The sequence below is a fragment of the Variovorax paradoxus genome, assembly GCF_009755665.1.
GTDB lineage: Bacteria > Pseudomonadota > Gammaproteobacteria > Burkholderiales > Burkholderiaceae_C > Variovorax > Variovorax paradoxus_G.
This window is the reverse complement of the sequence record NZ_CP046622.1, coordinates 542,581-565,167: the sequence shown is the minus strand read 5'-3', so window position 1 is coordinate 565,167 and position 22,587 is coordinate 542,581. Positions and strand designations below refer to the sequence as shown.

Genomic DNA, 22,587 nt, shown 5'->3' with positions numbered 1-22,587 from the left:
CGATTGTCGCAGCCGGCGCAAAACCCGGAAAGCAGTGCAAGAGAAGGCTCCAGTTACCATCGCGCGCATGTCACACAGCCCCTTCAGCGTCCAGGTCGAGCCCCGCTACTTGGCCGACCAGTCCTCCTCCAAGGACAACATCTACACCTTCTCCTACACGATCACCATCACGAACGTGGGCCAGGTGGGCGCGCAGTTGATCGCGCGCCACTGGCTCATCAACGACGCCTCCGGCCATGCGCAGGAAGTCAAAGGGCTTGGCGTGATCGGCCAGCAGCCGCTGCTGGCGCCGGGGGAATCGTTCCGCTATACCAGCGGCTGCCGCCTGCAGGCGCCGAGCGGCACCATGCACGGCAGCTTCTTCGTGGTGACTGAAGAGGGGGAGCGCTTCGACGTGCCGGTACCGATGTTCGTGCTGGAGGCCGACATCGGCGGAGCGCCTGTATCGCGTGTGTTGCACTAGGCTGGCCCCGGGCATCCAGGCACTGGCTGAACAGAAAACGCCTTTGTCCTGCACCGCCGGGACTCTGCCATGCGTTACAAACCTCGCATCGGCGTTTTTCCGGGCGCCGCCCCGTGCCCACCGCCGGGCCATCTTCATGCGCACACATATCTCGGGCTTCGCTTCCTCCATTCCGCTCGGACTCATGCCTGGCCCGCTGCCCGCATTAGCGGGTTTGTTCGGGCTAGCCTGGGCGTGCGCCACGTGACACTGTCGGCCGGCCAAATAGCGGCGGCCACCAGCTTTTTTCTACCTGCATGAATTTGACGAGTTTCATCAACGACCTGCTGGGCTTCTGGTCCGAGTGGCTGCGCCCTTCGGCGGGCCTGCCTACCGTGCTGTGGTCGCTTTTGCTGGCCGCCGCGGCGGCCTCCGGCCACCTGGTGCAGCGCTACCTGGGCTTGCCCAAGGTGGTCGGCTATTCGATCGTGGGCGCAGTGGTCGGCTTTGCCGGTTTCGAGGGCGCCATCTGGCCTCTGCGCGGCATCAGCCTGTTCCTGCTGGAGCTGGGCGCCGCTGTTGTGCTGTTCGAAGCCGGCGGCCGGCTGCCGCTGCGCTGGTTCCGCCACAACCCGATGGTGCTGGGGCAAAGCCTGCTGGAAGCCACTCTCACCTACTTCGGCGTGCTGTGGACACTGCAGCTGCTGGGCCTGCCCGACCCAGTGGCCAACCCCATTGCGCTGATGGCCATCGTCGCCTCGCCGGCGGTGCTGAGCCGCGTGATCATGGATACGCGCGCCTCGGGCCCCGTGACCGAGCGCGCCATGACGCTGGCCACGCTCAACACCTTTTATGCGCTGGCGCTCGGCTATGCGCAGGCGGGCCTGATCGAGCGTGCGCCGCAAACCCTGCTGCAAAAGCTCTATCCGGTGGCGGTGGTGCTCGGCCTGTCGTTCGTGATCGGCGCCATCCTGGCGCTGGCGCTTCGCACGGCGCTGCGGTTCATGAGCCCGACGAGCGAGAGCACCTCGATCCTTCTGCTCGCGCTGATTGCGGCCGGAGCCGCCCTCACGGCCCACGTCGGCGGCTCCGCGCCGCTGGCCGCGCTGATCGGCGGTGTGCTGCTGAAGACGCTCAACCCCAAGCCCTGGGCCTGGCAGCGGCAGCTCGGCACGGCCGCATCGCTGCTCACCATGCTGATGTTCGTGCTGGTGTCCATCGTGGCGGCGCAGGCCGACTGGACCTTGCCCGTTGCCAGCGTGGTGCTGGCGGTGATCGTGGTTCGCCTGTTTGCCAAGATTGCCGGCGTGGCCATTGCCAACCCCGGCAGCGGCGCCAGCTGGAAGCAGGCCTTCTGGGTAGGCTGCGCCATGTCGCCGCTGTCGGCGATCGCGCTGTTGATCGCATCCAACTTCACCACCGCCTCGCCGCTGCTCGGCACCATGATCACGCAGGTGGCCCTGCCCTCGATTCTCCTGATGGAAGTGATGGGCGCCGTGCTCGCCACCGTGGCCATTCACGCGGTGGGCGAGAGCTCGGTGCCTTGGGCGCCACAGGCTTTCAGCACCACGGAGGACACGCAGCGATGACCGCGTCCACGGGCTTTCCCGACAGCTCCAGTACCCCCCTCGTTCCCAGCATGGCGGACAGCGACGACTTCCGCTCGCCGGCGCTTCCCTCGGATCCCGCGAGCCGCGTGGTCAAGCTGGAGCCCTTCAACCGCTCCGAAGCACTGTCGCTCGGCGTGGAACTGGAGCTTCAGCTCGTCAACACGCACGACTACGACCTGGCGCCCTATGCCGAGGACATGCTCCGGCTGATGGCGCAAACCCCGCTGCCCGGCAGCGTGGTGCCCGAGATGACCTCGAGCATGATCGAGATCTCGACCGACATCTGCCATTCGGCGCAAGACGTCATCACGCAGCTTTCGCCCATTCGCGAGGCGCTGATCAAGAATGCCGACAAGCTCAACATCGCGGTGGTGGGCGGCGGCACTCACGCGTTCCAGCAGTGGCATGAGCGGCGCATCTACGACAAGCCGCGCTTTCGCGAGCTGTCGGAGCTGTACGGCTACCTGAGCAAGCAGTTCACCATCTTCGGCCAGCACGTGCACATCGGCTGCCCCGATGCAGACGCGGCCTTGCTGATGCTGCACCGCATGTCGCGCTACATCCCGCACTTCATTGCGCTGTCGGCCTCGTCGCCGTTCGTGCAGGGGCAGGACACGCAATTCGACTCGGCCCGGCTCAACTCGGTGTTCGCGTTTCCGCTCTCGGGGCGCGCGCCCTTCACCTTGAGCTGGAAAGAATTCGAAGCGTACTTCGAGCGCATGACCCGCACCGGCGTCGTGCGCAGCATGAAGGACTTTTATTGGGACATCCGGCCCAAGCCGGAGTTCGGCACCATCGAGATTCGCGTGTTCGACACGCCGCTCACGGTGGAGCGCGCCGCGGCGCTGGCGGGCTACGTGCAGTCGCTGGCCGCGTGGTTTCTGCAGGAGCAGCCCTTCGAGCCGACGGAAGACGACTACCTGGTCTACACCTACAACCGCTTCCAGGCCTGCCGCTTCGGGCTCGACGCGGTGTATGTCGACCCCGCCAGCGGCCAGCACATGCCGCTGCGCGATCACATCCTCATGACCATGACGCAGCTCGAATGGCACAGCGAGGCGCTCAACGCCACGCAAGCGCTCGGCGAGCTGCGCACCAGCGTGGAAGCCAACCGCAACGATGCGCGCTGGCTGCGCGAGAAGCAGGGCAAGGAGCGCCTGTTGGCCGAGGTGGTGCGGCAGGCGGCGCTGCGCTTTCGCGGCGCGGCCTGAGTCCGCTTCGGCCCCTGCCGGTCAGGCGGCGACGGCCTCCTGCGAGAACTGCCTGCGGTACGCCGTGGGCGAGGTCTTGAATGCCGCGACGAAGTGCTTTCGCAGCGACACCGCCGAGCCGAAGCCGGCGTCCGTCGCCACCTGTTCGATGGGCTGGCCGGTTGTCTCCAGCAGCCGCTGGGCCAGCGCCAGGCGCTGGTTCTGCAGCCACTGGCCGACGGTGGTGCCGGTGGCTTCGCGAAAGCGCCGCGTAAAGGTGCGCCGGCTCATCAGCGAGCGCCTGGCAAGGTCGTCCAGCTCATGCGGGCTGTGCAAATGGCGGCCCAGCCACTCGAGCAGCGGCGCAAGGCGGTCGCTTTCTGCAGCGGCGGGCACCGGCCGCTCGATGTACTGCGCCTGCCCGCCCTCGCGGTGCGGCGCAACCACCATGCGCCGCGCGGCGCGGTTGGCCGCCTCGGCGCCGTAGCGCACCCGCAGCAGATGAAGACAGCAGTCGATACCTGCTGCTGTGCCGGCCGAAGTGAGCACATCGCCGTCGTCGACGTACAGCACCTCGGGGTGCAGCGTGACCTTGGGATATTGCCTGGCAAAGGCTTCGGCCAGGTTCCAGTGCGTGGTGGCCGGGCGGCCGTCGAGCAGGCCCGCTTCGGCCAGCACGAATGCGCCCAGGCACAGCCCCACCACGATGGCACCGCGCCGATGCGCCGCCTGCAGCGCCCGGATCAGCGCGGGCGGCGCGGGCCGCCTGTCGTCGCGCCATGAAGGAACGACCACGATCTGCGCCTTTCTGAGCGCCTCCAGGCCGTGCGGCACCGTCAGCGTGAAGCCGGCATTGGTGCGCAGCGGGCCGGGCTCGATGCCGCACACCAGCAGACGAAAGCGCAGGTCGCCCGCTTCCGTGCGGTCTTCGCCGAAGACCATACACGGCACCGACAGGTGAAAAGGACTGATGCCATCGAAGGCAACGACGGCAATGGTTTCCGCAGGTTTTGTGGCCATGGCCCGATTTTATCGATGAATGGCTTTCGGGCCACTTTCTCTTACCAGCCCGGGCGGGAAGAATCACCCCATCCCAACACAACCATCGCCAGGAGCCACACACCATGAGCAACCCCACCCCGCGCCGCGCCCTCGTCGCGATCGACGTGCAGAACGAGTATTTCGAAGGCGGCGGCCTGCCGATCGAATTTCCGCCCGTCGAGCAATCGCTGCCGAACATCGCCAAGGCCATGGACGCAGCTCGCGCGGCCGGCACGCCGGTGGTGGTGGTTCGCCATCACGCGCCCAAGGGAGCGCCGGTGTTCCAGGCCGACACCCACAACGGCGAACTGCATCCAGAGATTGCAAAGCGCCCGCGCGACCACCTGATCACCAAGGCATTCCCCAGCGTGTTCACTGGCACCGACTTTGCCGACTGGCTCGCGCGCCATGAGATCGACACGCTCGCCGTGGCCGGCTACATGACTCACAACTGCGACGCCTCGACGGTGTTCGAGGCCATGCACCGCGGACTGAACGTGGAGTTTCTTTCTGATGCCACCGGCGCGCTGCCCTACTCGAATGCAGCCGGCCAGGTCAGCGCCGAAGAAATCCACCGCGTCTTCAGCGTCGTGTTCCATAGCAATTTCGCGGCCGTGGCGAGCACCGAGGCATGGATTGCCGCCCTGCAAGCCGGCCAAGCGATCGAGAAGGACAACGTGGTGATGTCGAACCGCCGCGCGCGGGGGTGAGTGACGCCGTGCGATGACGCGCGCTGGTTACGAGACGAGCGTGGCGCCGACCAGGAAGATCGCAATGCCCAGATACCAAAAGCGCATCATCCAGACGCCGACCTTGTGCCGTCTTGCATAGACATAGATATACAGCGGCACAAACAAACAAAGAAGCCCTTTGCCCGGGTTCCCCGTGAAAGCGTGCAACGCAATGCCGACTTGTGCCGCAACCGCGAGCGCGAGACCGGAAAGCAGCAAGAATGAGCCGAACGTTAGAGACATGAATGACCCCCCCTCTTTTGCTCGACTCTAGCCGCAGCTCGCCAGGTCGAGCAAGCCGGCTTCGGCTGCCGCAGCGCTTATGCTCGCCCCATGGGTGAATTCGACCTGATCACACGTTACTTCAAGCGTCCCGCCAAGCGCTCTCCGCTCGGCGTGGGCGACGACTGCGCCTTGCTCGCACCCGCGCCGGGCATGCAGTTGGCCGTGTCCTCCGACATGCTGGTCGAGGGCCGGCACTTTCTCTCGACGGTCGATCCGGCGCGGCTTGGCCACAAGGCGCTGGCGGTGAACCTCAGCGACCTTGCGGCCTGCGGCGCCAGGCCGCTGGCCTTCACGCTCGCGCTCGCATTGCCCGGGGTCGACGAGCCCTGGCTCGAAGGCTTTTCGCGCGGACTCTTTGCGCTGGCCGATGCGCACGGCTGCGAGCTTGTGGGCGGCGACACCACGCGCGGGCCGCTCAACATCTGCATCACGGTGTTCGGCGAAGTGCCGGCCGGCGCGGCGCTGCTGCGCTCTGGCGCGCGCGCGGGCGACGACATATGGGTCAGCGGCACGCTGGGCGATGCGCGGCTGGCGCTCGAAGTGTTTCGCGGCACGCTCGCATTGCCAGCCGACATCTTCGCGCAGGCAAGGATGCGCATGGAACAGCCGACGCCGCGCGTCGCATTGGGCCAGGCGTTGCGCGGCACCGCCTCGGCGGCGGTGGATGTGAGCGACGGGCTCGTCGGCGACCTGGGCCACATCCTCGCGTCGAGCCGGGTGGGCGCAACGCTCGATGCCGACGCGGCCACGAGCACGGTGGCCGCCGCATCCACACCGGGCTTGAGTATCGAGGCACTGCGCACCTGCGCGCTCTCGGGCGGCGACGACTACGAACTGGTTTTTACCGCGGCGCCCTCCGCGCGCGCCGCCGTGGAGCAAGCCGGCAAGGAAAGCCTCACTCGCGTGACGCGCATCGGCCGCATCGATGCCGAAGCAGGCCTGCGCATCGTGGACGCGAGCGGCTCACCCGTCGCGCAGCGATTCGGCTCGTTCGACCACTTCGTCTGATTAGCCCCCGCGCACCATTGCCTGCATTTTCGTTTGCGCGGCATTGATGGCCTTCGAATGGCCGTTGAGGTCCTGCAGCATCTTGTTGAGCTCCGCCTGCACCGCGGGGTCGGTCACGGCCACGGTCGAGCCCGAGACCTGGATCTTCGACTTGTTCTGCTCGATGTAGTTGCCCACGGCCAGCGCGCCGTCGAACACCGCATCGAGCGCGGGGAACACTTCCTTGAAGGTGGCGGCCGGCGCTGTCACCGTCTTTTCATAGGCCTTGTCGTACACCTGCTTCAGGTCGTCGGGCTGCTTGAGCTTGGCGCGCGCTGCGTCGGCCTTGGCAAGCTCCTGGTCGAGCGCGGTGCGCAAGCCGCCCAGGCCGTCTTTCGCAGCCTTGAGGTCGTCGCGCCGCGATGCCAGGTCGGCAACGGAGCGCAGCGCGCCCTTGGCCATGACCTGGCCCATCGGCTGGCTGACGGACTTGTTCATGCCTTCGTTGAAGTCGGCAATCACCGCGTAGTGCTGCGCATAGTCGCCGAAGGAGGCTTTTTCATCGGCGTTGGGCGCGGGCACGCGCAGGCCGGGCTTGTCGAGCACGCGGGTCTGCAAGAAGCCGATGAATGCGGCGCGCTGCTCGGCCTCCTTGTTGCCGCAGGCGGCGAGCAAGAGACTGAATGCGAGGCACAGGCACAACGCGTTGAAACGGACGAGGGTTGTCTTCATGATGAGTGGGCTTTCGCGCTTGAATGAGGCGCCAAGCATACGGCTCGTGCTTGCCGCGAAAAGAGGCGAAAAGAACTACAGCGACTGCTTCAGCACGTCGATGAAGCTGCGCGCCGCCGCCGACAGCGAATGCCCGCGCTTAGTCACCACCGAGACGTCGCGCGCCACGCGCGGCGCGCTGAGCACCTTGATCACCAGCGACGGATCGTTTGCGGCGCGGGCGAAGGCCGAGGGCATGATCGACGGCCCCATGCCGCTGGCGGTCATCCACAGTGCCGTTGAAAGAAACGAAACTTCGTTCACCACGTCGAGCGCCACGCCGGCATCGGCTGCGGTGCCGTCAATGAGCGGCCGCACGCCGTAGCCCGGCCGCACGGTAATCACGGGGTAGCGCCCGAGATCGCTCCAGCGGACCACGCGTGCATTGGCCAGCGGATGGTCGCTGCGGCACACCAGCGCGAGATGGTCGCGCATCAGCCGCTGCGTCTCGACCTCGGCGCCGGGCCGTTCGGGCGTGCCGATTCCGAAATCCACATGCTCGCCGAGGATGCGCGAAATGAACTGGTCGGGCGCGCAGTCGTTCACCAGCACGCGCACCTTGGGATGCTGCTGGGCGAACACGCGCATCGCGTCGGGCAGGAGCAGCGCGGCAAGCGTGGGCGTGATGGCCAGCGTCACGCGCCCGCGCTCGAGCGTGCTGAGTTCGCGGAAATCGGCCGAGAGCGAATCGACATCGCGCAGCACGCGTTCGACCGTGGAGAGCATTTCTTCCGCGGCGGCGGTGGGCTTGAGCGAACGCGTGGTGCGGTCGAACAGGCGCGTGCCCAGACCTTCCTCGAGCTGGCGGATCAGCATGCTCACCGCCGATTGCGTGACGAAGAGCTTTTGCGCCGCCGCACTGAGCTGTCGCAGCTGGTACACGGCAAGAAATGCACGCAACTGGCGCAGCGTAGGACTGAAGTTCGCGTTCATTAGAAAAGATGATATTTGATGCGGAATTCCTTGATTTACGGATGAATGCTGGCATCGTCCAATCGGCATCAAACAAGACCAATATTCAAGGAGTGATTCGATGACTGCAACCATGGCCTGCCAGGCACATGCGCTTCGCCGGAAGCTACTGCTGCTGGGCACGGCGTGCGCACTGCTGACCGGTACCGCCCACGCACAGGCACCCGCCGCCGGCGACTTTCCCGACAAGCCCATTCGCATGGTGGTGACCTTTCCGCCCGGCGGCAGCGCCGATGGCGTAGTGCGCATGCTGGTGCCGCGCATGAACGACAAGCTCGGCCAGCAGGTGGTGGTGGACAACCGCCCCGGTGCCGGGGGCAACGTGGGCCTTTCGCTGGTGGCCAAGGCGCCCGCCGACGGCTACACGCTGGGTGTGGGCGCGGCCGGCGCGCTGTCGGCCAACACGAGCCTGTATGCGCAGATGCCCTTCGATCCGCTGAAGGACTTCAAGCCGGTGGGCATGCTCGCGGCCATTCCGTTCGTGCTCGTCGGACACCCTTCCGTGGCTGCGAAGACGCAGCGCGAATTGATTGCACTTGCAAAGGAAAAGCCGGGCTCGCTCTCCATCGGCCATGGTGGCAACGGCACGGCCATGCATCTCTCGGCCGCGCTGTTCTCGCAGATGGCGGGCATCAAGCTGGTGGAGGTGCCCTACCGCGGCTCGGGACCGGCGGCGCTCGATGCGCTGGCGGGCCAGATACCGCTCGCGGTGGTCGACCTGCCTTCGTCGCTGCAGCAGATCAAGGCCGGCAAGCTGGTTGCCTTCGCCGTCACAAGCCCCGAGCGGCTCCCCATGCTGCCCGACGTGCCGACCGTGGCCGAAGGCGGACTGCCCGGCTACGACTCGACCGGCTGGTTCGGCGTGGTTGCGCCCGCGGGCACACCGGCGCCCGTGGTGGCAAGGCTGAATGCGGAGATCAATGCCGCACTGGCCGACGAGCAGAACAAGGCCGCCATGCGCAACCTTGGCGTGGAGCCCTCGCCGGGCACGCCGGAGGCCTTTTCAGCTTACATCCGCACCGAAACGAGGAAGTGGGCCAAGGTGATCCAGGACGCCCACATCAAGCTTGACTGAAGGGGTTCGAGAAACCATGACAGACAAGAATCTCGAAGCCGACGTGCTGATCGTCGGTGCGGGCCCGGTGGGCCTCACGCTGGCGATGGACCTGGCCTCGCACGGCCTCTCGGTCATCATTTGCGAAACCCGCCGGTTCGCCGAGCCGCCGAGCGTGAAATGCAACCACGTGTCCTCGCGCACCATGGAGCAGTTTCGCCGCCTGGGCGTGGCGCAGAAGCTGCGCGACGCGGGCCTGCCGGCCGACTATCCCAACGACGTGGTGTTTCGCACCAGCGCAACGGGCATGGAGCTCGCGCGCATTCCCATTCCGTGCCGGCGCGACCGCTACACCGCAACGGAAGGACCCGATGCACGCTGGCCCACACCCGAGCCGCCGCACCGCATCAACCAGATCTACCTGGAGCCGATCTTGCTCAGGCACACGGCGGCGCTGCCCGGCGTGCGGTTGCTGAACCGCACGCAGTTCACCTCGCTCGCGCAGGACGGCGGCGGCGTGAGCGCCACCGCACTCAATCTCGACAGCCACGCGACGCACACCATTCGCTGCCGCTACATGGTGGGCTGCGACGGCGGCAGCTCCGCGGTGCGCAAGCAGATCGGCGCGAAGCTGGAGGGCACGGCCGTAATCCAGCGCGTGCAGTCCACCCTCATTCGCGCGCCGCAGCTGCGTGCGCTCATGCCGGGCAAGCCGGCGTGGTCTTGCTACGCCATGAACCCGCGCCGCTGCGGCACCATGTTCGCCATCGACGGCCACGAGACCTGGCTGGTGCACAACCACCTGAACGCCGACGAGCCCGAGTTCGATTCGGTCGACCGCGACAAGTCGCTGCGTGAAATCCTGGGGGTGGGGCCCGATTTTTCCTACGAGATCATCAGCAAGGAAGACTGGGTCGGGCGACGTCTTGTGGCCAACCGGTTTCGCGAAGGCCGCGTGTTCCTTGCGGGCGACGCGGCGCATCTGTGGGTGCCCTACGCGGGATACGGAATGAACGCGGGCATTGCCGATGCGCTCAACCTCTCGTGGCTGCTCGCGGCCTGCGTGCGGGGCTGGGGCGACGAAGGCATTCTCGATGCGTATGAAGCCGAGCGCCTGCCGATCACCGAGCAGGTGTCGAACTTTGCGATGGAACATGCGCAGAAGATGATTCGCGCGCGCCGCGCCGTGCCGCAGGACATCGAGGCGCCCGGGCCCGAGGGAGATGCGCTGCGCGCCGAGATCGGCCGCGAGGCGTACGAACTCAACGTGCAGCAGTTCTGCTGTGCGGGCCTGAACTTCGGCTACTTCTACACAGGCTCGCCGATCATCGTGGCAGATGGCGAGCACGCCGCGCCGGCCTATTCGATGGGCGGCTTCACGCCCTCCACGGTGCCGGGCTGCCGCGCGCCGCATTTCTGGCTGGGCGATGGCAGGTCGCTCTACGACGCGTTCGGGCCGGGCTACACGCTGCTGCGCTTCGATCGCAGCGCGGACGTATCGGCGCTCGAGCGCGCGGCGCGCGCTTACGGCATGCCGCTCACCGTGGTCGACATCGAGGCGGCCGAGGTACCTGCCGCATACATGCACCGACTGGTGCTGTGCCGCGCCGACCAGCATGTGGCGTGGCGCGGCGCCTATGTGCCACCCGATGCTTACGAACTGGTGGCGCAGCTGCGCGGCGAGCGGCGGCATCTTCAGGGCCGCAGGCGGCTGCTGAGGTGGGAAGGCGTGATCGCCTGAGCCGCGCCGCACGCGCTCTCATCGACTGTGTGCGGCGGTCGCGAAGCGGGCGACGAGCCATGCCGCGAGCGCCGGTGCGAGCGCGAAGCTCGCGAACAGCCAGAAGGCGGCCGAGCGCGCGCCGGCCACGCCGCCCGGAGCGGTGAGGCCGGCCGCGTTCGCCACCAGCCCCGCAACCGCCGCGCCCACGGCCATACCGTAGAGCTGCACGGTCGTGATGGAGGCGGAGGCCAGTCCTTCCTGCCCCGCCGGCGCGAGCGACATCACGCGCGTGACCAGGTGCGGCCAGCCGATGCCCACGCCCAGCCCGACAGTGCCGAGGGCGATGGCAACCAGCAGTGTTTCGGCACCCGCGGCAAGGCGGCCATGCGCAGGCATCAGCACGGCCAGCGCCGCCAGGCCCAGCGTGCAGGCCACCGGTCCCGCACGCAGCATGCGGTCGGCGCCCGCGCCGCTGCGTCCCGACGACAGCAGCGAACCCGCGCTCCAGCCGCCGGCCATTGCCGCCGTGAGGTAGCCCGCCAGCAGAGGTGAATGCCCGTGCAGCAACTGCAGGAAGTACGGCACGAAGATTTCGGTGGTGGTGCCGATCATCAGCAGCACCACGCCGGCGTAGATGGCGCCCATCGGCGCGCGCACCGCATAGGCGCCGGTCGGCAGCAACCGCACGGCGGCGCGCCCGTCCACCCGTGTGGCGGCCACGCCGAGCCCGAGCCCCGCCGCCACGCCGATGGCCTGCCAGGCCAGCGCGGGTGCGAACTCGCTGGCGGCGATCAGCAGCACCGACGCCGCCAGCAAGCCGATCTGCAACGCGGGAATGCGCGGCATGCCGGCGGGGCGCACGTGCCGCACCCCGGCGCCGGGCCGCAGCTGCACCGCGACCAGGAGTGCCTGCACCGCCGCCAGCGGCAACAGCGACCAGAAGGCCCATCGCCAGTGCCCCGCCTGTGCGAACAGGCCGCCGACCGCCGGGCCGCAGAGCGTGGCCACGCCCCACATGCCCGACACCAGCGCCACCGCGCGAGGCCACAGCCGCGGCGCGAACACCAGTTGGATCAGCCCATAGCTCAGGGCCGCCAGCAGGCCGCCGCCCACCCCCTGCACCGTGCGGCCCGCAAGCAGCCAGGGCATGGCTGGCGCCAGCGCGCAGCCCATCGAGCCGGCGGTGAATGCCGCCAGCGCCGCAAGGCATGCACCGCGCGGCCCAAATGCGGCGAGCAGGCGCACCGACAGCGTGGCGCCGACGATCGACCCGACCACGAAGAGCGTGGTGCTCCAGGCATACCAGTCGAGCCCGCCGATTTCGCTCACCACCGAGGGCAGCACCGTCGTGACGATGTGCACGTTGACCGCATGCAGCGCGACGCCGCCCGTCAGCGCAAGGGCGCGCCAGCCATTGCGGCCCCGGAACAGGTCGCCCCATGCGGCGGTGGAGAGATTGGAAACCGGCGAAGCGGAATCGGCGGCGGAGCTGGGTGCGGCGGGCATCGGATCGGCGCCTCGTGTGAAGGAGGCGAATGTCGAAAGAGGACCCGATACTAGGCCGCATCGACCAATTAAACAAGATAAAGCTTTGACAAATAGAGGGTTCAGGCCGCCCGCGGATGCGCGACACTTCGCAGTGATGCAAGCCGTTCCCCCGCCTCCCTCTTCCTCCTCCTCGACCCCTTCCCCGTCCGGCCCCATCCCGGCTGGCGTGCCGGGCCGGCCGACCAAGGCCTTCCTGCTTTCCCACCCGGCGCACTTCATTGCCATGGGTTTCGGCTCCGGGCTGCCGCGCGTGGCGCCCGGCACGGTCGGCACGCTCTGGGCCTGGGCGGCCTTCGTGGTGATGCAGCTGTGGTTCACGCCAGCCACCATCGGCTGGGTGATCCTGGCTTCGCTGCCGATCGGCTGGTGGGCCTGCAGCGTGACCGCGCGCCACATGGGCGTGGCGGACCCGGGCAGCATCGTGTGGGACGAAGTGGTCGCGTTCTGGATCGTGCTCTGGCTCGTCACGCCGGCCGGCCTCGTCGCGCAGGCCGTGGCATTCGGGCTGTTCCGCTTCTTCGATGCCGCCAAGCCGGGCCCGGTGGCCTGGGCGGACGGGCTGTTCAAGCAGCGCGATGCCGCCGAGGTGCGCTGGTGGCGCGCGGGCTTTGGCATCATCCTCGACGACCTGGTAGCGGCGTTCTGCACGCTGCTGGTCATTGCGCTCTGGCGCGCATGGTGAACTTCATGGAACCCTCGGCCCCCTCCAACTTTCTTGCGGACCTGGACACACCCGCCCTCGTCGCGGCCACGGCCGGGCTGCTGCTGAAAAAAGGCTGGATGCTCGCCACGGCCGAAAGCTGCACCGGGGGCCTCATTGCCGGCGCCTGCACCGAACTGGCGGGCTCCAGCGCCTGGTTCGAGCGCGGCTTCGTCACTTACTCGAACGCGGCCAAGACCGAGTTGCTGGGTGTCGATGCGGCACTGATCGAAGCCCACGGCGCAGTCAGCGAACCCGTGGCGCACGCCATGGCCATGGGCGCCATCGCGCGTTCGCCCGCGCACGTGGCGGTGGCCGTCACCGGCGTGGCCGGCCCTACCGGCGGCACCCCCGGCAAGCCGGTCGGCACCGTGTGGTTCGGATGGTCGGTCGACGGGCAGGTGCGCACGGAGCGCCGCCGCTTCGACGGCGACCGCGCCGCGGTGCGCACGGCCACTGTGCACTACGCGCTGCAGACGCTGGCCGGCCTGCTCGGTCCCTAGACCAGAAGGCGCGCCGCAAATTCCGCCGTCTATGATTTCGCGCTGCGCCGCATTTCGGCCACGCAGCCATCGCACGTCATCCATAAGAAAGACACTTCAATGACAGCAGCAGCCAATGCCCAGACGATCGAGCGCTTCTACGAGGCGTTCTCACGGCTGGACGCCGCCACCATGGCCGCCTGCTATGCAAGCGATGCGCAATTCGACGACGAAGCCTTTTCATTGCGCGGCCGCCAGCAGGTGGGCGGCATGTGGCGCATGCTCTGCAGCGCAACCAAGGCCGGAGGCGCCGACGTGTGGAAGCTGACGTGGCGCGACGTGCATGCCGACGACACCAGCGGCCAGGCGCACTGGGATGCGCACTACCGCTTCAGCGCCACCGGCCGGGTGGTCGACAACAGCATCGACGCGCGCTTCGGCTTCACACCCGACGGGCTGATTGCCACGCACCGCGACAGCTTCGACTTCTGGGCCTGGTCGCGCCAGGCGCTGGGCGCACCCGGACTCCTTCTCGGCTGGACACCGATGCTGCGCAAGAAAGTGCGCGCCACCGCAGCCACCAATCTCGCTACCTATCTCGCACGCCAACCATGAGCAACAGCAACAATCTCGCCATCACCAACAACGAAGCCCAGCACCGCTACGAAGCCGCGCTCGAGGGCCAGCTTGCGGCCTACGCCGAATACAACCTGCTGACCGACGCCATCATGTTCACCCACACCGAGGTGCTGCCCGAGCACGAAGGCAAGGGCGTGGGTTCGGGCATTGCGCGGCATGTGCTCGACGAGGCGCGCGCCAAGGGCCTGCACGTGATTCCGGTGTGCCAGTTCATTGCGGGGTACATCCGCAAGCACCGCGAATACGCGGACCTGGTGCGGGCGGACGTCCAGCGCGCGTTCAAGATCTGAATGCGGCGTGCGGCGGCTGCCTGGGTCAGGCGCCGTGGCACTTCTTGTACTTCTTGCCGCTGCCGCAGGGGCACGGGTCGTTGCGGCCGGGCTCCGCTTCCTTGCGGATGGTCTCGACCTTGGGCCCCAGGCTCTTCCAGAGCTGACGCAGGTCGTACACGGCCCAGATGGCGGCGCCGAAGTCGTCCAGCCGCTGCTGGCTCACGCTCGGCGGGGCATCGTCGCTGTACATCGAGAGCGTGGGCTTGGCCTTGTCGTCCTCGGTGAGCGCAACGATGTTGTCGAGCGCGTCGTTCAGCATCTGCGCGGCTTCCTTGTCGCGCGGCGCGGCCCAGTCTTCGGGCCAGTTCTCGACTGCGTACATGAAGCCCAGCGCCCACACCTGGGCGAACGAGGGGATTTCCTCGCCCTCGATCTCGGCGCGCTCTTCCTCGGGCAGCGAGGCAATGGCGCCGCGGGTGTCGAGCACCTCGGGTTGCCAGCTGCGCTCGTCCTCGAGCGACTCCACGTCGGCGTCCAGGCCCTGCTCGATTTCGAGCCAGCGGCGCTTCCAGTTCCAGACGAATTCCATGTGCTGCGCGGGCACGAAGCCGTCGCCCAGCAGCACGGGCCAGTATTCGGAGGGCTCGATGGGCCGGCGGGTGCAGATCAGCGCGGCCATGAAGCCTTCGCAGAACTCCCACTGGGGAATTTCCTCGTCATGCTCGCGCATGGCGTCCAGCGCCTGGTCGAGGGCGTCGAAATCGTCGGGGCCGAGAGGAGCGGAAGCGGGCGCTGCGGCCTGGGGGGTGTCGTTGGTGGTGGTCATGGCAAGTTCGGGGCAGCCCTCTATGATGCAGCAGGCTCCGGCAGTCATTTCACCCCATGTCCACGATTATTCCGTTTCCGACGCGTTACAGCGCCTTTGCCCTGTGCGTGGCGGGCCTTGCCGCCAGCCTGGCCGCCGTGCTGGTGTCCCCGCACCTGTGGTTCGCCTGGGTGGCGCTGGTGGTTTTCGGGGCGCTCAGCGCCACCGGCGTGCACGACTTGCGGCAAACGCGCCACGCCATCCTGCGCAACTACCCGGTCATCGGCCATTTGCGTTTTCTGCTCGAATTCATCCGGCCGGAAATGCGGCAGTACTTCATCGAGAGCGACTCCGAGGCCGCGCCGTTCTCGCGCGCCCAGCGCTCGCTGGTGTACCAGCGCGCCAAGGGCGACCCCGACAACCGGCCCTTCGGCACCCAGCTGAACGTGACCATTGCAGGCTACGAGTGGATCAACCACTCGATGCAGCCGACCAAGCTCGACAACCACGACTTCCGCATCGTGATCGGCGGCACGCCGCAGCCGACGGAGGCCAACCCAGCCCAGGTCTGCACTCAGCCTTACAGCGCCAGCGTATTCAATATTTCCGCGATGAGCTTTGGCGCGCTGTCGGCCAATGCGATCCTTGCGCTCAACCAGGGCGCCAAGATGGGCGGCTTTGCGCATGACACCGGCGAGGGCTCCATTTCGCAGCACCACCGCGTGCATGGCGGCGACCTGATCTGGGAAATCGGCTCGGGCTACTTCGGCTGCCGCAACGACGACGGCACCTTCAATGCCGAGCGCTTCAGCGCCAACGCGCGCGATCCGCAGGTGAAGATGATCGAGATCAAGCTGAGCCAGGGCGCCAAGCCCGGGCACGGCGGCGTGCTTCCCGCCCCCAAGGTCACGCCCGAGATCGCGGCCGCGCGCGGTGTGCGGGTGGGCGTGGACTGCATCTCGCCCTCGTCCCACAGCGCGTTCGGCACGCCCATCGAGATGATGCATTTCATCGCCAGGCTGCGCGAGCTTTCGGGCGGCAAGCCCACGGGCTTCAAGTTCTGCCTGGGCCATCCGTGGGAATGGTTCGCCATCGTCAAGGCCATGCAGGCGACGGGCATCACGCCCGACTTCATCGTGGTGGACGGCGCCGAGGGCGGCACCGGCGCCGCGCCGGTCGAGTTCAGCGACCACGTGGGCGCGCCGCTGCAGGAGGGCCTGCTGCTGGTGCACAACACGCTCATCGGCGTGAACCTGCGCCACCGCATCAAATTGGGCTGCGCCGGCAAGGTGATCACGGCCTTCGACGTGGCGCGCATGATGGCGCTGGGCGCCGACTGGTGCAACGCGGCGCGCGGCTTCATGATGGCGCTGGGCTGCATCCAGGCGCAAAGCTGCCACACCGGCCACTGCCCCACCGGCGTGACCACGCAAGACCCGGTGCGCCAGCAGGCGCTGGTGGTGCCCACCAAGGCCGAGCGGGTTCGCAACTTCCACCGCAGCACCCTGCATGCGCTGCAGGAGCTGGTGCAGGCCGCGGGCCTGGACCATCCGCAGCAGATCACCGCGCACCACATCGTGCGGCGCATTTCCGACACCGAGGTGCGCCTCTTGAGCAACCTGGTGATGCAGGTGCAGCCGGGCGCCCTTCTGGGACCGCTCGACAAGCAGCACAACGTGTTCCGAACCTACTGGCCGCTGGCCAGTGCCGAGAGCTTCCAGCCCGTGACACAGGGGCCGCACGGCCTGGTGTCGAGTCTCGCGCTCGCCGCATGAACCCCTTGCGACGCGGTGGGTCGGCGCGGCTGCAGAGTGCCAAGGGTGCGGCCTCGGCGCCGGCGCCGCTGGATGCCCAGGCTTTTGTGCCGGGGCCGGGCGACTACGCCGAGTTCCTGCGCGCCGCCTTGCCCAAGCAGCAGAAGAACGTGGCCAGCCATCGGCTGGGCAGCGAGCGCGTGTGGCTCAAGAAGGCCGGCCCGCGCCACGGCAAGTGGGGCTACCGCGTGATGGCGGCGGTCGCGCGCATGGCGCGGCTGGACATCATCAAGCCGGTGCCCAATCCGGGCGGCGAGGCGGCCATTGCCACCGAGGCCCGGCGCCTGCGGCAGTTGGCGGCGGCGGGCCTGCGCGTACCCGCGGTGCTGGCCCAGCAGCCGGACGGCCTGCTGATTTCCGACCTGGGCGAAAGCGGCCGCAACACCGTGGTGCTGCAGGAAAAGCTCGACCAGGCCGCCGCAGCCGGGCCGGCCGCGCTGCTGGCCGTGTGGCGCGAGGGCCTGGCCGCCATTGCCAGGGTGCATGTGCATGGCCAGCATCTGAGCCAGGCTTTCGACCGCAACCTGGTGCAATGCCCCGACGGGGTCATCGGCTACATCGACTTCGAGGACGACCCTTCCGAAGTCATGACGCTGGCCGAGTGCCAGGCGCGCGACTGGCTGAGCTACCTGCACTCCACGGCCATGATGCTCGAAGCCGCTGCGCCCGAAGCTGCGGGCGTGCACTGGCATGCCGCGCTGGCCGAGGTAAGCGGCGAGGTTCGCGCCCGCATCGCCGAGGCTGCCCGGCGCATGAAATGGGCGCAGCGCCTGCCCGCCAGCCGCCGCTGGGGCCGCGACACGCAGCGCGTGCGCGCCGTGGCACGGCTCCTGGGTCGCTGGCACGGCGCCGGGGCGGCTTCCACCGGCCGCCGGCCGTAGCCGGCTAGAGCGCCAGCACCGCCTGCACCACCACGCCTTGCGCGGCGAGCCGCTTGCGCATCGTCAGCACGGCCTGATCCTTGCTGAGCAGCCGTGCGCGCCGGGCGACCGCCAGGTCGATGAAGACCTGGTCGTCCGGGTCCTTGCAGACGCAGGGCGCGCGCGGCGGTGTTTCGGCAACCAGCTGCACGTGGGCGTCGAATGCAGCCAGAACGCTTTGCGGCGCGAGGTTGCTGCGCGCCAGGCGGGCCGCGATGAGGGGATAGCCGAGCACCCGCTCGAGCTCGCTACGCATGGAGGCGGTGGCCAGCCAGCGCAGCTCGCTGGCGGCAAGGGCGGCGGCCAGCGGCAGGCAGTCGGGGTTGTCGAACACCAGCAGGTCGAGCGCGATGTTGGTGTCGATCACCACGAAGGCGCCGGGCGCGGCGTTTGCCGCTTCTGGAGAAATGGAAATGTGTGCGTTTGGAATAACCCCGATGTTGCACCATGCGCCGCCGCAAGCGCAAACCGCGCCGTCCATTCACAATGCTGCTGCCCGGGCCGTGCGCGGCGCTTTCCAGCTTTTCGATGATGAAACGACTTTCCCTGCTGCTCGCCCTTTTTGCCGGACCGCTTGCCCATGCGGAATGGCTCACGCTGACCGGTTCGGCCGGCGAAGCGGGCAACACCTATGTGCAGGTCGATCCGACCAGCGTGGTGGTGGAAGGCAGCAAGCGGCTGGTGGCGGTGCGGATCAGCCTGGCCGAGCCCCGCACCGGCGACGACGGACTCAAGTTCCGGTCCGTCGCGGCGAAGGCGAGCGTGGATTGCCAGGCGCGCAAGGCGCGATACGTGAGCGCCACCTATTTCGAACAGCCGAACTTCGTCGGGCCGCCGCTGTCGGTGCGCGAGTTCGATGAAACCGACGTCCGCCCGATGAATTTTGCCGGCCTGCCGGGCGACCTGGCCGTGCGGACGGTGAACGCCGCGTGCGGCGTGGGCGCGGCCAAGTAGCCCGCCAAACCGGCCACGGCTACTTCCGGGCCGAGCCGGCCACCATGTCGAAGCGGAACAGCCGGCACTCGATGGGCCCGTTCCACATCGGCACGCGGCGAGATTCCTTGAGCCGCATCTGCTTGGGCAGCTTCAGGTCGGGCGTAAGCACCCAGGCGGTCCAGCCGGCGTAATTTTTCTTCCAGTGCGTGGCGAGCTGCGGAAAGAACTCGCCGCCATCGCCGCCTTGGCCGCCCTCGTCTCCCTCGCGCTGGCCGGAGGTTTGCGCGGCCTCACGGGCGCCGAAGCGCGCGACGCCGCCCACCTCGATCCGCTCGCCGTAAGGCGGGTTGAGCATGATCACGCCGCCCTCGGCCGGCGGCATGCGCTGCAGCGCGTCGCCGCCGCGGAACTCGATGGCATCGGCAACACCTGCGCGCTCTGCGTTGCGCTCGGCAAAGTCGACCATGCGGTGCGAAACGTCGGAGCCGAAGATGGCGACTTCCTTGGGGGTGGCCGCCGATTCGGCTTCTTTCCTGATCGCGTCCCACACGTGCGGCTGGAACGGCAGCAGCTTCTCGAAGCCGAAGCGCCGCAGCCAGCCGGCGGGGATGCCGCGCGCAATTTGCGCTGCCTCGATGGCAATGGTGCCGCTGCCGCAGCATGGGTCGTACAGCGGCTCGCCGGCCACCGCGCCGGTCTCGGGGTTCCACCAGCCGCTGGCGGCCAGCATGGCGGCGGCCAGGGTTTCCTTCAGCGGCGCATCGCCCTTGTCCTGCCGCCAGCCGCGCTTGAAGAGCGGCTCGCCCGAGGTGTCGATGTAGAGCGTGCAGTGGTCGGTGGTCAGGTGCGCGAACACGCGGCAGTCGGGCCACTGCGTTTCGATGCTCGGGCGCACGCCGTTTGCCTTGGCGCGGAAGCGGTCGGCAATGGCGTCCTTGATGCGCAACGTGGCAAAGTTCAGGCTCTGCAGCGGGCTGTGCTGGGCCGTGGTCTCGATCTTGAAGCTCTGCTTGGGCGTGAACCAGATCTCCCAGGCCACGCCGCTCGCGATGGCGTACAGGTCGTTTTCGCTGCGGTAAGGCGCGTGAGCGAGTTCGACCAGCACCCGCTGGGCCAGACGGCTGTGCAGGTTGAGCTTGAGCATGTCGCGCCACTCGGCGCGCACCCGCACCCCGCCGCGCAGCGTGAGCAGGTCTTGCCCCACGCGGCCGGTGAGCGCATGGACTTCCTGCGCCAGGAGTTCCTCGACGCCGGCGGCGCAAGGCAGGAAAAGGGAAAGATCGTTCACAAGGGGTTCGCCATCGTCATCGGCTGCAGGGGGAATGCCATTGTCGCCGCCCTCGCGGCGCTTCTCTATATAGTGGCCCGAATCAACGTACAGCCACCGAAATCATGAACGACATCACGGTTCCCCTCCTGGGCATTGCGGGCGCGATGATCGTCGGAGCCATGAGCCCCGGCCCGAGCTTCGTCATGGTCGCGCGCACCGCCGTGTCGGCGTCGCGCGGTGACGGGTTGGCCGCGGCGCTCGGCATGGGCGCCGGAGGCATCGTGTTCGCCATCGCCGCGCTCGTGGGCCTGCAGGCGGCTTTCCTCGCGGTTCCCGCGCTCTACCTGGGGGTAAAGCTGCTCGGCGGGGCCTACCTCGTGTACCTGGGCATCCGCATCTGGCGCGGCGCACGCGAGCCGCTGGCCGTTTCGCATGAAGAGGGTTCGCCTGGCGATCGGGGCAACGGATGGCGCGCGTTTCTGCTCGGCATGGGCACGCAGGTCAGCAACCCGAAGACCGCCGTGGTCTACGCCAGCATCTTCGCGGCATTTCTGCCGCGCGAAGTGCCGCTGGGGCTGGCGCTCGCGGTGCCGGCCGTGATCTTCTGCATCGAGACTGGCTGGTATTCGATCGTCGCGCTGGCGCTCTCGTCGGCGGCGCCGCGCTCGGCCTACCTGCGCTACAAGGCCTGGATCGACCGCGCGGCGGGCGGTGTGATGGTGCTGCTGGGCGTCAAGCTGCTGTCCGGCGTGCGGGGCGGCTGAGCGGCCCTCCGTCCTGCAAGCGTCGGCCTACAAGGCCTTGCGCAGGTTGGCCGGCGCGATGCGCAACGCTTCGCGGTACTTGGCCACGGTGCGGCGTGCGCATTCGATGCCCTGCTCTTTCAGCATTTCGGAAATCTGGCTGTCCGACAGCGGCTTCTTGATGCTCTCGGAGCTCACGAACTGCTTGATCAGCGCGCGCACGGCGGTGCTCGACGCATTGCCGCCGGTCTCGGTGCCGAGCGCCGAGCCGAAGAAGTACTTGAGCTCGACCGTGCCGAACGGCGTAGCCATGTACTTGGCCGTGGTCACGCGCGAGATGGTCGATTCGTGCAGGCCGAGCTCGTCGGCAATCTCGCGCAGCACCAGCGGGCGCATGGCAAGCTCGCCGTGCACGAAGTAGCTCTTCTGCCGCTCGACGATGGCGTTGCTCACGCGCAGGATGGTGTCGAAGCGCTGCTGGATGTTCTTGATGAACCAGCGCGCCTCCTGCAGCCGCTGCGACAGCGCCTGGCTGCCTTCGCCCTTGTGCGACTTGAGCGCGCCGGCGTAGATGTCGTGCACGCGCAGGCGCGGCATCACCTCGGGGTTGAGCATGACGCGGAACTTGACGTTGGTGCCGCGGCCGATCTTGGTGACGATGACGTCGGGGATCACGATGTTGCGCTCGACGTCGACAAAGCGGCGCCCCGGCTTGGGCTCCAGGCGCGAAATGATCTGCAGCGCCGAGCGCACCAGGTCTTCGTTGGTGCGGGTGAGCGTGGCCAAGCGCTTGAAGTCGCGCCGCGCGAGCAGCTCCATCGGTTGCTTGCAGATGGCGATGGCGGTCTTGCGGACCAGCGCCTGTTCTTCGGTTTCGTCCTTGCTGGCCAGCGCGCGCAGCTGGATGCTCAGGCATTCGCCCAGGTCGCGCGCGCCGACACCGGTGGGCTCCAGGCTCTGCAGCAGGCCGAGTGCCACCTGGAAGTGGTGGACCAGTTCGTCGAACTGGTCATTGTCGTCGCCCGCAAGGCCCGAGGCCAGGGCAGGCAGCGAATCTTCAAGATAGCCGTCATCGTTGAGCGACTCGATCAGGAAGCGCAGCGCGGCGCTGTCGTTCTCGTTCAGGCGCAGGCTGAGCGCCTGCCGGTGCAGAAAGGATTGCAGCGACTCCTGGCTGCGCGCGAGCTCGGTGGCGTCGGCGCGCTCGTCGTCGCCAAGGTTGTTCTGCCGCGCCGGCGCATCGCCGCCCCACTCGCTGTCGTCGGGCGCCATGTCGACGGTGCCGTCGCCTTCCCAGTCGGGCTCGCGCTCGGCGATGTCGGCGGCGGGGGTTTCGGTGTCGCTTGTGGAGGTGCCTGTCTCGGACGCAGAGGTGGTCGCGCTGCTGGCCGGCAGCGAGGCGAATTCGCCCTCGCCGGCCTCCGCCGCTTCATCGCGCGGCGCGGGGGTGTCGACGGCGTCGAGCCCGAATTCCTCGCGCGCCGCTTCTTCCGCGGTGCGTTCGAGGAACGGGTTTTCGTCGAGCATCTGCTCCACTTCCTGGCTCAGTTCGAGCGTGGAGAGCTGAAGCAGCCGGATCGACTGCTGCAGCTGGGGCGTGAGCGCCAGGTGCTGCGAGACGCGAAGGGACAGCCCTTGCTTCATGGAGACCG

Annotated in this window: 24 protein-coding genes and 1 pseudogene; 16 read left to right on the top strand and 9 right to left on the bottom strand. The window is 67.9% G+C overall.

The genetic code is table 11. The features are described 5' to 3' along the window. Positions 1–67 precede the first annotated feature (67 nt). The 4 genes and pseudogenes from apaG to GOQ09_RS02635 all read left to right on the top strand — a co-directional run bounded on the left by apaG (position 68) and on the right by GOQ09_RS02635 (position 3,263). Positions 68–463, top strand: coding sequence for a Co2+/Mg2+ efflux protein ApaG (gene apaG / locus GOQ09_RS02645; protein WP_157611759.1), 396 nt, complete (start codon positions 68–70; stop codon positions 461–463). Positions 464–493: 30 nt separating this feature from the next. Beyond that, positions 494–745, top strand: a pseudogene (locus GOQ09_RS26250) (site-specific recombinase); the annotation flags it as partial. A 14-nt stretch (positions 746–759) separates the two neighbouring features. Next, complete coding sequence (locus GOQ09_RS02640) at positions 760–2,031, top strand: cation:proton antiporter (protein ID WP_157611758.1); 1,272 nt, start codon at positions 760–762, stop codon at positions 2,029–2,031. Between the two features lie 50 nt (positions 2,032–2,081). Then, on the top strand, positions 2,082–3,263 hold the full coding sequence (locus tag GOQ09_RS02635) for a YbdK family carboxylate-amine ligase (RefSeq protein ID WP_157616553.1): 1,182 nt from the start codon (positions 2,082–2,084) through the stop codon (positions 3,261–3,263). Positions 3,264–3,284: 21 nt separating this feature from the next. Here the strand turns inward: GOQ09_RS02635 and GOQ09_RS02630 are convergent, their stop codons facing one another. After that, positions 3,285–4,262: a helix-turn-helix domain-containing protein gene (locus tag GOQ09_RS02630; protein WP_157611757.1), complete on the bottom strand. Its 978-nt coding sequence runs from the start codon at positions 4,260–4,262 to the stop codon at positions 3,285–3,287. Positions 4,263–4,366: 104 nt separating this feature from the next. Here GOQ09_RS02630 and GOQ09_RS02625 point away from each other — a divergent pair, with 104 nt between their 5' ends. Beyond that, a complete protein-coding gene (locus GOQ09_RS02625; RefSeq protein WP_157611756.1) occupies positions 4,367–4,993 on the top strand; it encodes an isochorismatase family protein in 627 nt (208 codons plus the stop codon). A 27-nt stretch (positions 4,994–5,020) separates the two neighbouring features. Here GOQ09_RS02625 and GOQ09_RS02620 read toward each other — a convergent pair whose 3' ends face one another. After that, a complete protein-coding gene (locus GOQ09_RS02620; RefSeq protein ID WP_157611755.1) occupies positions 5,021–5,257 on the bottom strand; it encodes a hypothetical protein in 237 nt (78 codons plus the stop codon). Positions 5,258–5,347: 90 nt separating this feature from the next. On the opposite strand from GOQ09_RS02620, the gene thiL reads away from it, so the two are divergent. Continuing rightward, complete coding sequence (gene thiL, locus GOQ09_RS02615) at positions 5,348–6,307, top strand: thiamine-phosphate kinase (protein WP_157611754.1); 960 nt, start codon at positions 5,348–5,350, stop codon at positions 6,305–6,307. Here the strand turns inward: thiL and GOQ09_RS02610 are convergent, their stop codons facing one another. Next, entirely contained in the window at positions 6,308–7,018 is a 711-nt protein-coding gene (locus GOQ09_RS02610) for a DUF3053 domain-containing protein (protein ID WP_157611753.1), read from the bottom strand. Between the two features lie 75 nt (positions 7,019–7,093). Continuing rightward, positions 7,094–7,990: a LysR family transcriptional regulator gene (locus GOQ09_RS02605; protein WP_157611752.1), complete on the bottom strand. Its 897-nt coding sequence runs from the start codon at positions 7,988–7,990 to the stop codon at positions 7,094–7,096. A gap of 100 nt (positions 7,991–8,090) precedes the next feature. On the opposite strand from GOQ09_RS02605, the gene GOQ09_RS02600 reads away from it, so the two are divergent. Then, positions 8,091–9,104: a Bug family tripartite tricarboxylate transporter substrate binding protein gene (locus GOQ09_RS02600; protein WP_157611751.1), complete on the top strand. Its 1,014-nt coding sequence runs from the start codon at positions 8,091–8,093 to the stop codon at positions 9,102–9,104. A gap of 16 nt (positions 9,105–9,120) precedes the next feature. Next, positions 9,121–10,824, top strand: a complete 1,704-nt coding sequence (locus tag GOQ09_RS02595; RefSeq protein ID WP_157611750.1) for an FAD-dependent oxidoreductase — start codon at positions 9,121–9,123, stop codon at positions 10,822–10,824. Positions 10,825–10,842: 18 nt separating this feature from the next. On the opposite strand, the gene GOQ09_RS02590 is transcribed toward GOQ09_RS02595, so the two are convergent. After that, positions 10,843–12,312, bottom strand: a complete 1,470-nt coding sequence (locus GOQ09_RS02590; RefSeq protein ID WP_157611749.1) for an MFS transporter — start codon at positions 12,310–12,312, stop codon at positions 10,843–10,845. Between the two features lie 136 nt (positions 12,313–12,448). On the opposite strand from GOQ09_RS02590, the gene GOQ09_RS02585 reads away from it, so the two are divergent. The 4 genes from GOQ09_RS02585 (at position 12,449) to GOQ09_RS02570 (ending at position 14,465) form a co-directional block, all read left to right on the top strand. After that, positions 12,449–13,036, top strand: a complete 588-nt coding sequence (locus tag GOQ09_RS02585) for a phosphatidylglycerophosphatase A family protein (RefSeq protein WP_165442058.1) — start codon at positions 12,449–12,451, stop codon at positions 13,034–13,036. Further along, positions 13,030–13,557 (top strand): CinA family protein, encoded by a 528-nt coding sequence (locus GOQ09_RS02580; protein ID WP_157611748.1) that lies wholly within the window; start codon positions 13,030–13,032, stop codon positions 13,555–13,557. Before GOQ09_RS02585 ends, GOQ09_RS02580 begins: the two co-directional genes overlap by 7 nt. A gap of 99 nt (positions 13,558–13,656) precedes the next feature. Next, the gene (locus tag GOQ09_RS02575; protein WP_157611747.1) at positions 13,657–14,151 is read left to right on the top strand and encodes a nuclear transport factor 2 family protein; all 495 of its coding nucleotides are present in this window, start codon (positions 13,657–13,659) and stop codon (positions 14,149–14,151) included. After that, the gene (locus GOQ09_RS02570; RefSeq protein ID WP_126748756.1) at positions 14,148–14,465 is read left to right on the top strand and encodes a GNAT family N-acetyltransferase; all 318 of its coding nucleotides are present in this window, start codon (positions 14,148–14,150) and stop codon (positions 14,463–14,465) included. Before GOQ09_RS02575 ends, GOQ09_RS02570 begins: the two co-directional genes overlap by 4 nt. Before the next feature lie 25 nt (positions 14,466–14,490). Here GOQ09_RS02570 and GOQ09_RS02565 read toward each other — a convergent pair whose 3' ends face one another. Then, positions 14,491–15,273 (bottom strand): YecA family protein, encoded by a 783-nt coding sequence (locus GOQ09_RS02565; RefSeq protein ID WP_126748757.1) that lies wholly within the window; start codon positions 15,271–15,273, stop codon positions 14,491–14,493. A 56-nt stretch (positions 15,274–15,329) separates the two neighbouring features. On the opposite strand from GOQ09_RS02565, the gene GOQ09_RS02560 reads away from it, so the two are divergent. Together GOQ09_RS02560 and GOQ09_RS02555 are read left to right on the top strand one after the other, a co-directional pair. After that, positions 15,330–17,027 carry an FMN-binding glutamate synthase family protein gene (locus tag GOQ09_RS02560; protein WP_157611746.1) on the top strand — a complete coding sequence of 566 codons (1,698 nt, stop codon included), beginning with the start codon at positions 15,330–15,332 and terminating at the stop codon, positions 17,025–17,027. Continuing rightward, a complete protein-coding gene (locus tag GOQ09_RS02555; protein ID WP_157611745.1) occupies positions 17,024–17,947 on the top strand; it encodes a hypothetical protein in 924 nt (307 codons plus the stop codon). Before GOQ09_RS02560 ends, GOQ09_RS02555 begins: the two co-directional genes overlap by 4 nt. A 4-nt stretch (positions 17,948–17,951) precedes the next feature. Here the strand turns inward: GOQ09_RS02555 and GOQ09_RS02550 are convergent, their stop codons facing one another. Further along, complete coding sequence (locus tag GOQ09_RS02550) at positions 17,952–18,467, bottom strand: putative toxin-antitoxin system toxin component, PIN family (protein WP_157611744.1); 516 nt, start codon at positions 18,465–18,467, stop codon at positions 17,952–17,954. A gap of 5 nt (positions 18,468–18,472) precedes the next feature. Between GOQ09_RS02550 and GOQ09_RS02545 the strand changes: the two genes are divergently transcribed. Further along, positions 18,473–18,940 (top strand): surface-adhesin E family protein, encoded by a 468-nt coding sequence (locus GOQ09_RS02545; RefSeq protein ID WP_242630965.1) that lies wholly within the window; start codon positions 18,473–18,475, stop codon positions 18,938–18,940. Positions 18,941–18,959: 19 nt separating this feature from the next. Here the strand turns inward: GOQ09_RS02545 and GOQ09_RS02540 are convergent, their stop codons facing one another. Continuing rightward, a complete protein-coding gene (locus GOQ09_RS02540; RefSeq protein WP_157611743.1) occupies positions 18,960–20,210 on the bottom strand; it encodes a THUMP domain-containing class I SAM-dependent RNA methyltransferase in 1,251 nt (416 codons plus the stop codon). Between the two features lie 104 nt (positions 20,211–20,314). On the opposite strand from GOQ09_RS02540, the gene GOQ09_RS02535 reads away from it, so the two are divergent. Beyond that, positions 20,315–20,956, top strand: a complete 642-nt coding sequence (locus GOQ09_RS02535; protein WP_157611742.1) for a LysE family translocator — start codon at positions 20,315–20,317, stop codon at positions 20,954–20,956. A gap of 27 nt (positions 20,957–20,983) precedes the next feature. On the opposite strand, the gene rpoN is transcribed toward GOQ09_RS02535, so the two are convergent. Beyond that, positions 20,984–22,579 carry an RNA polymerase factor sigma-54 gene (rpoN, locus tag GOQ09_RS02530; protein WP_157611741.1) on the bottom strand — a complete coding sequence of 532 codons (1,596 nt, stop codon included), beginning with the start codon at positions 22,577–22,579 and terminating at the stop codon, positions 20,984–20,986. Positions 22,580–22,587 lie beyond the last annotated feature (8 nt).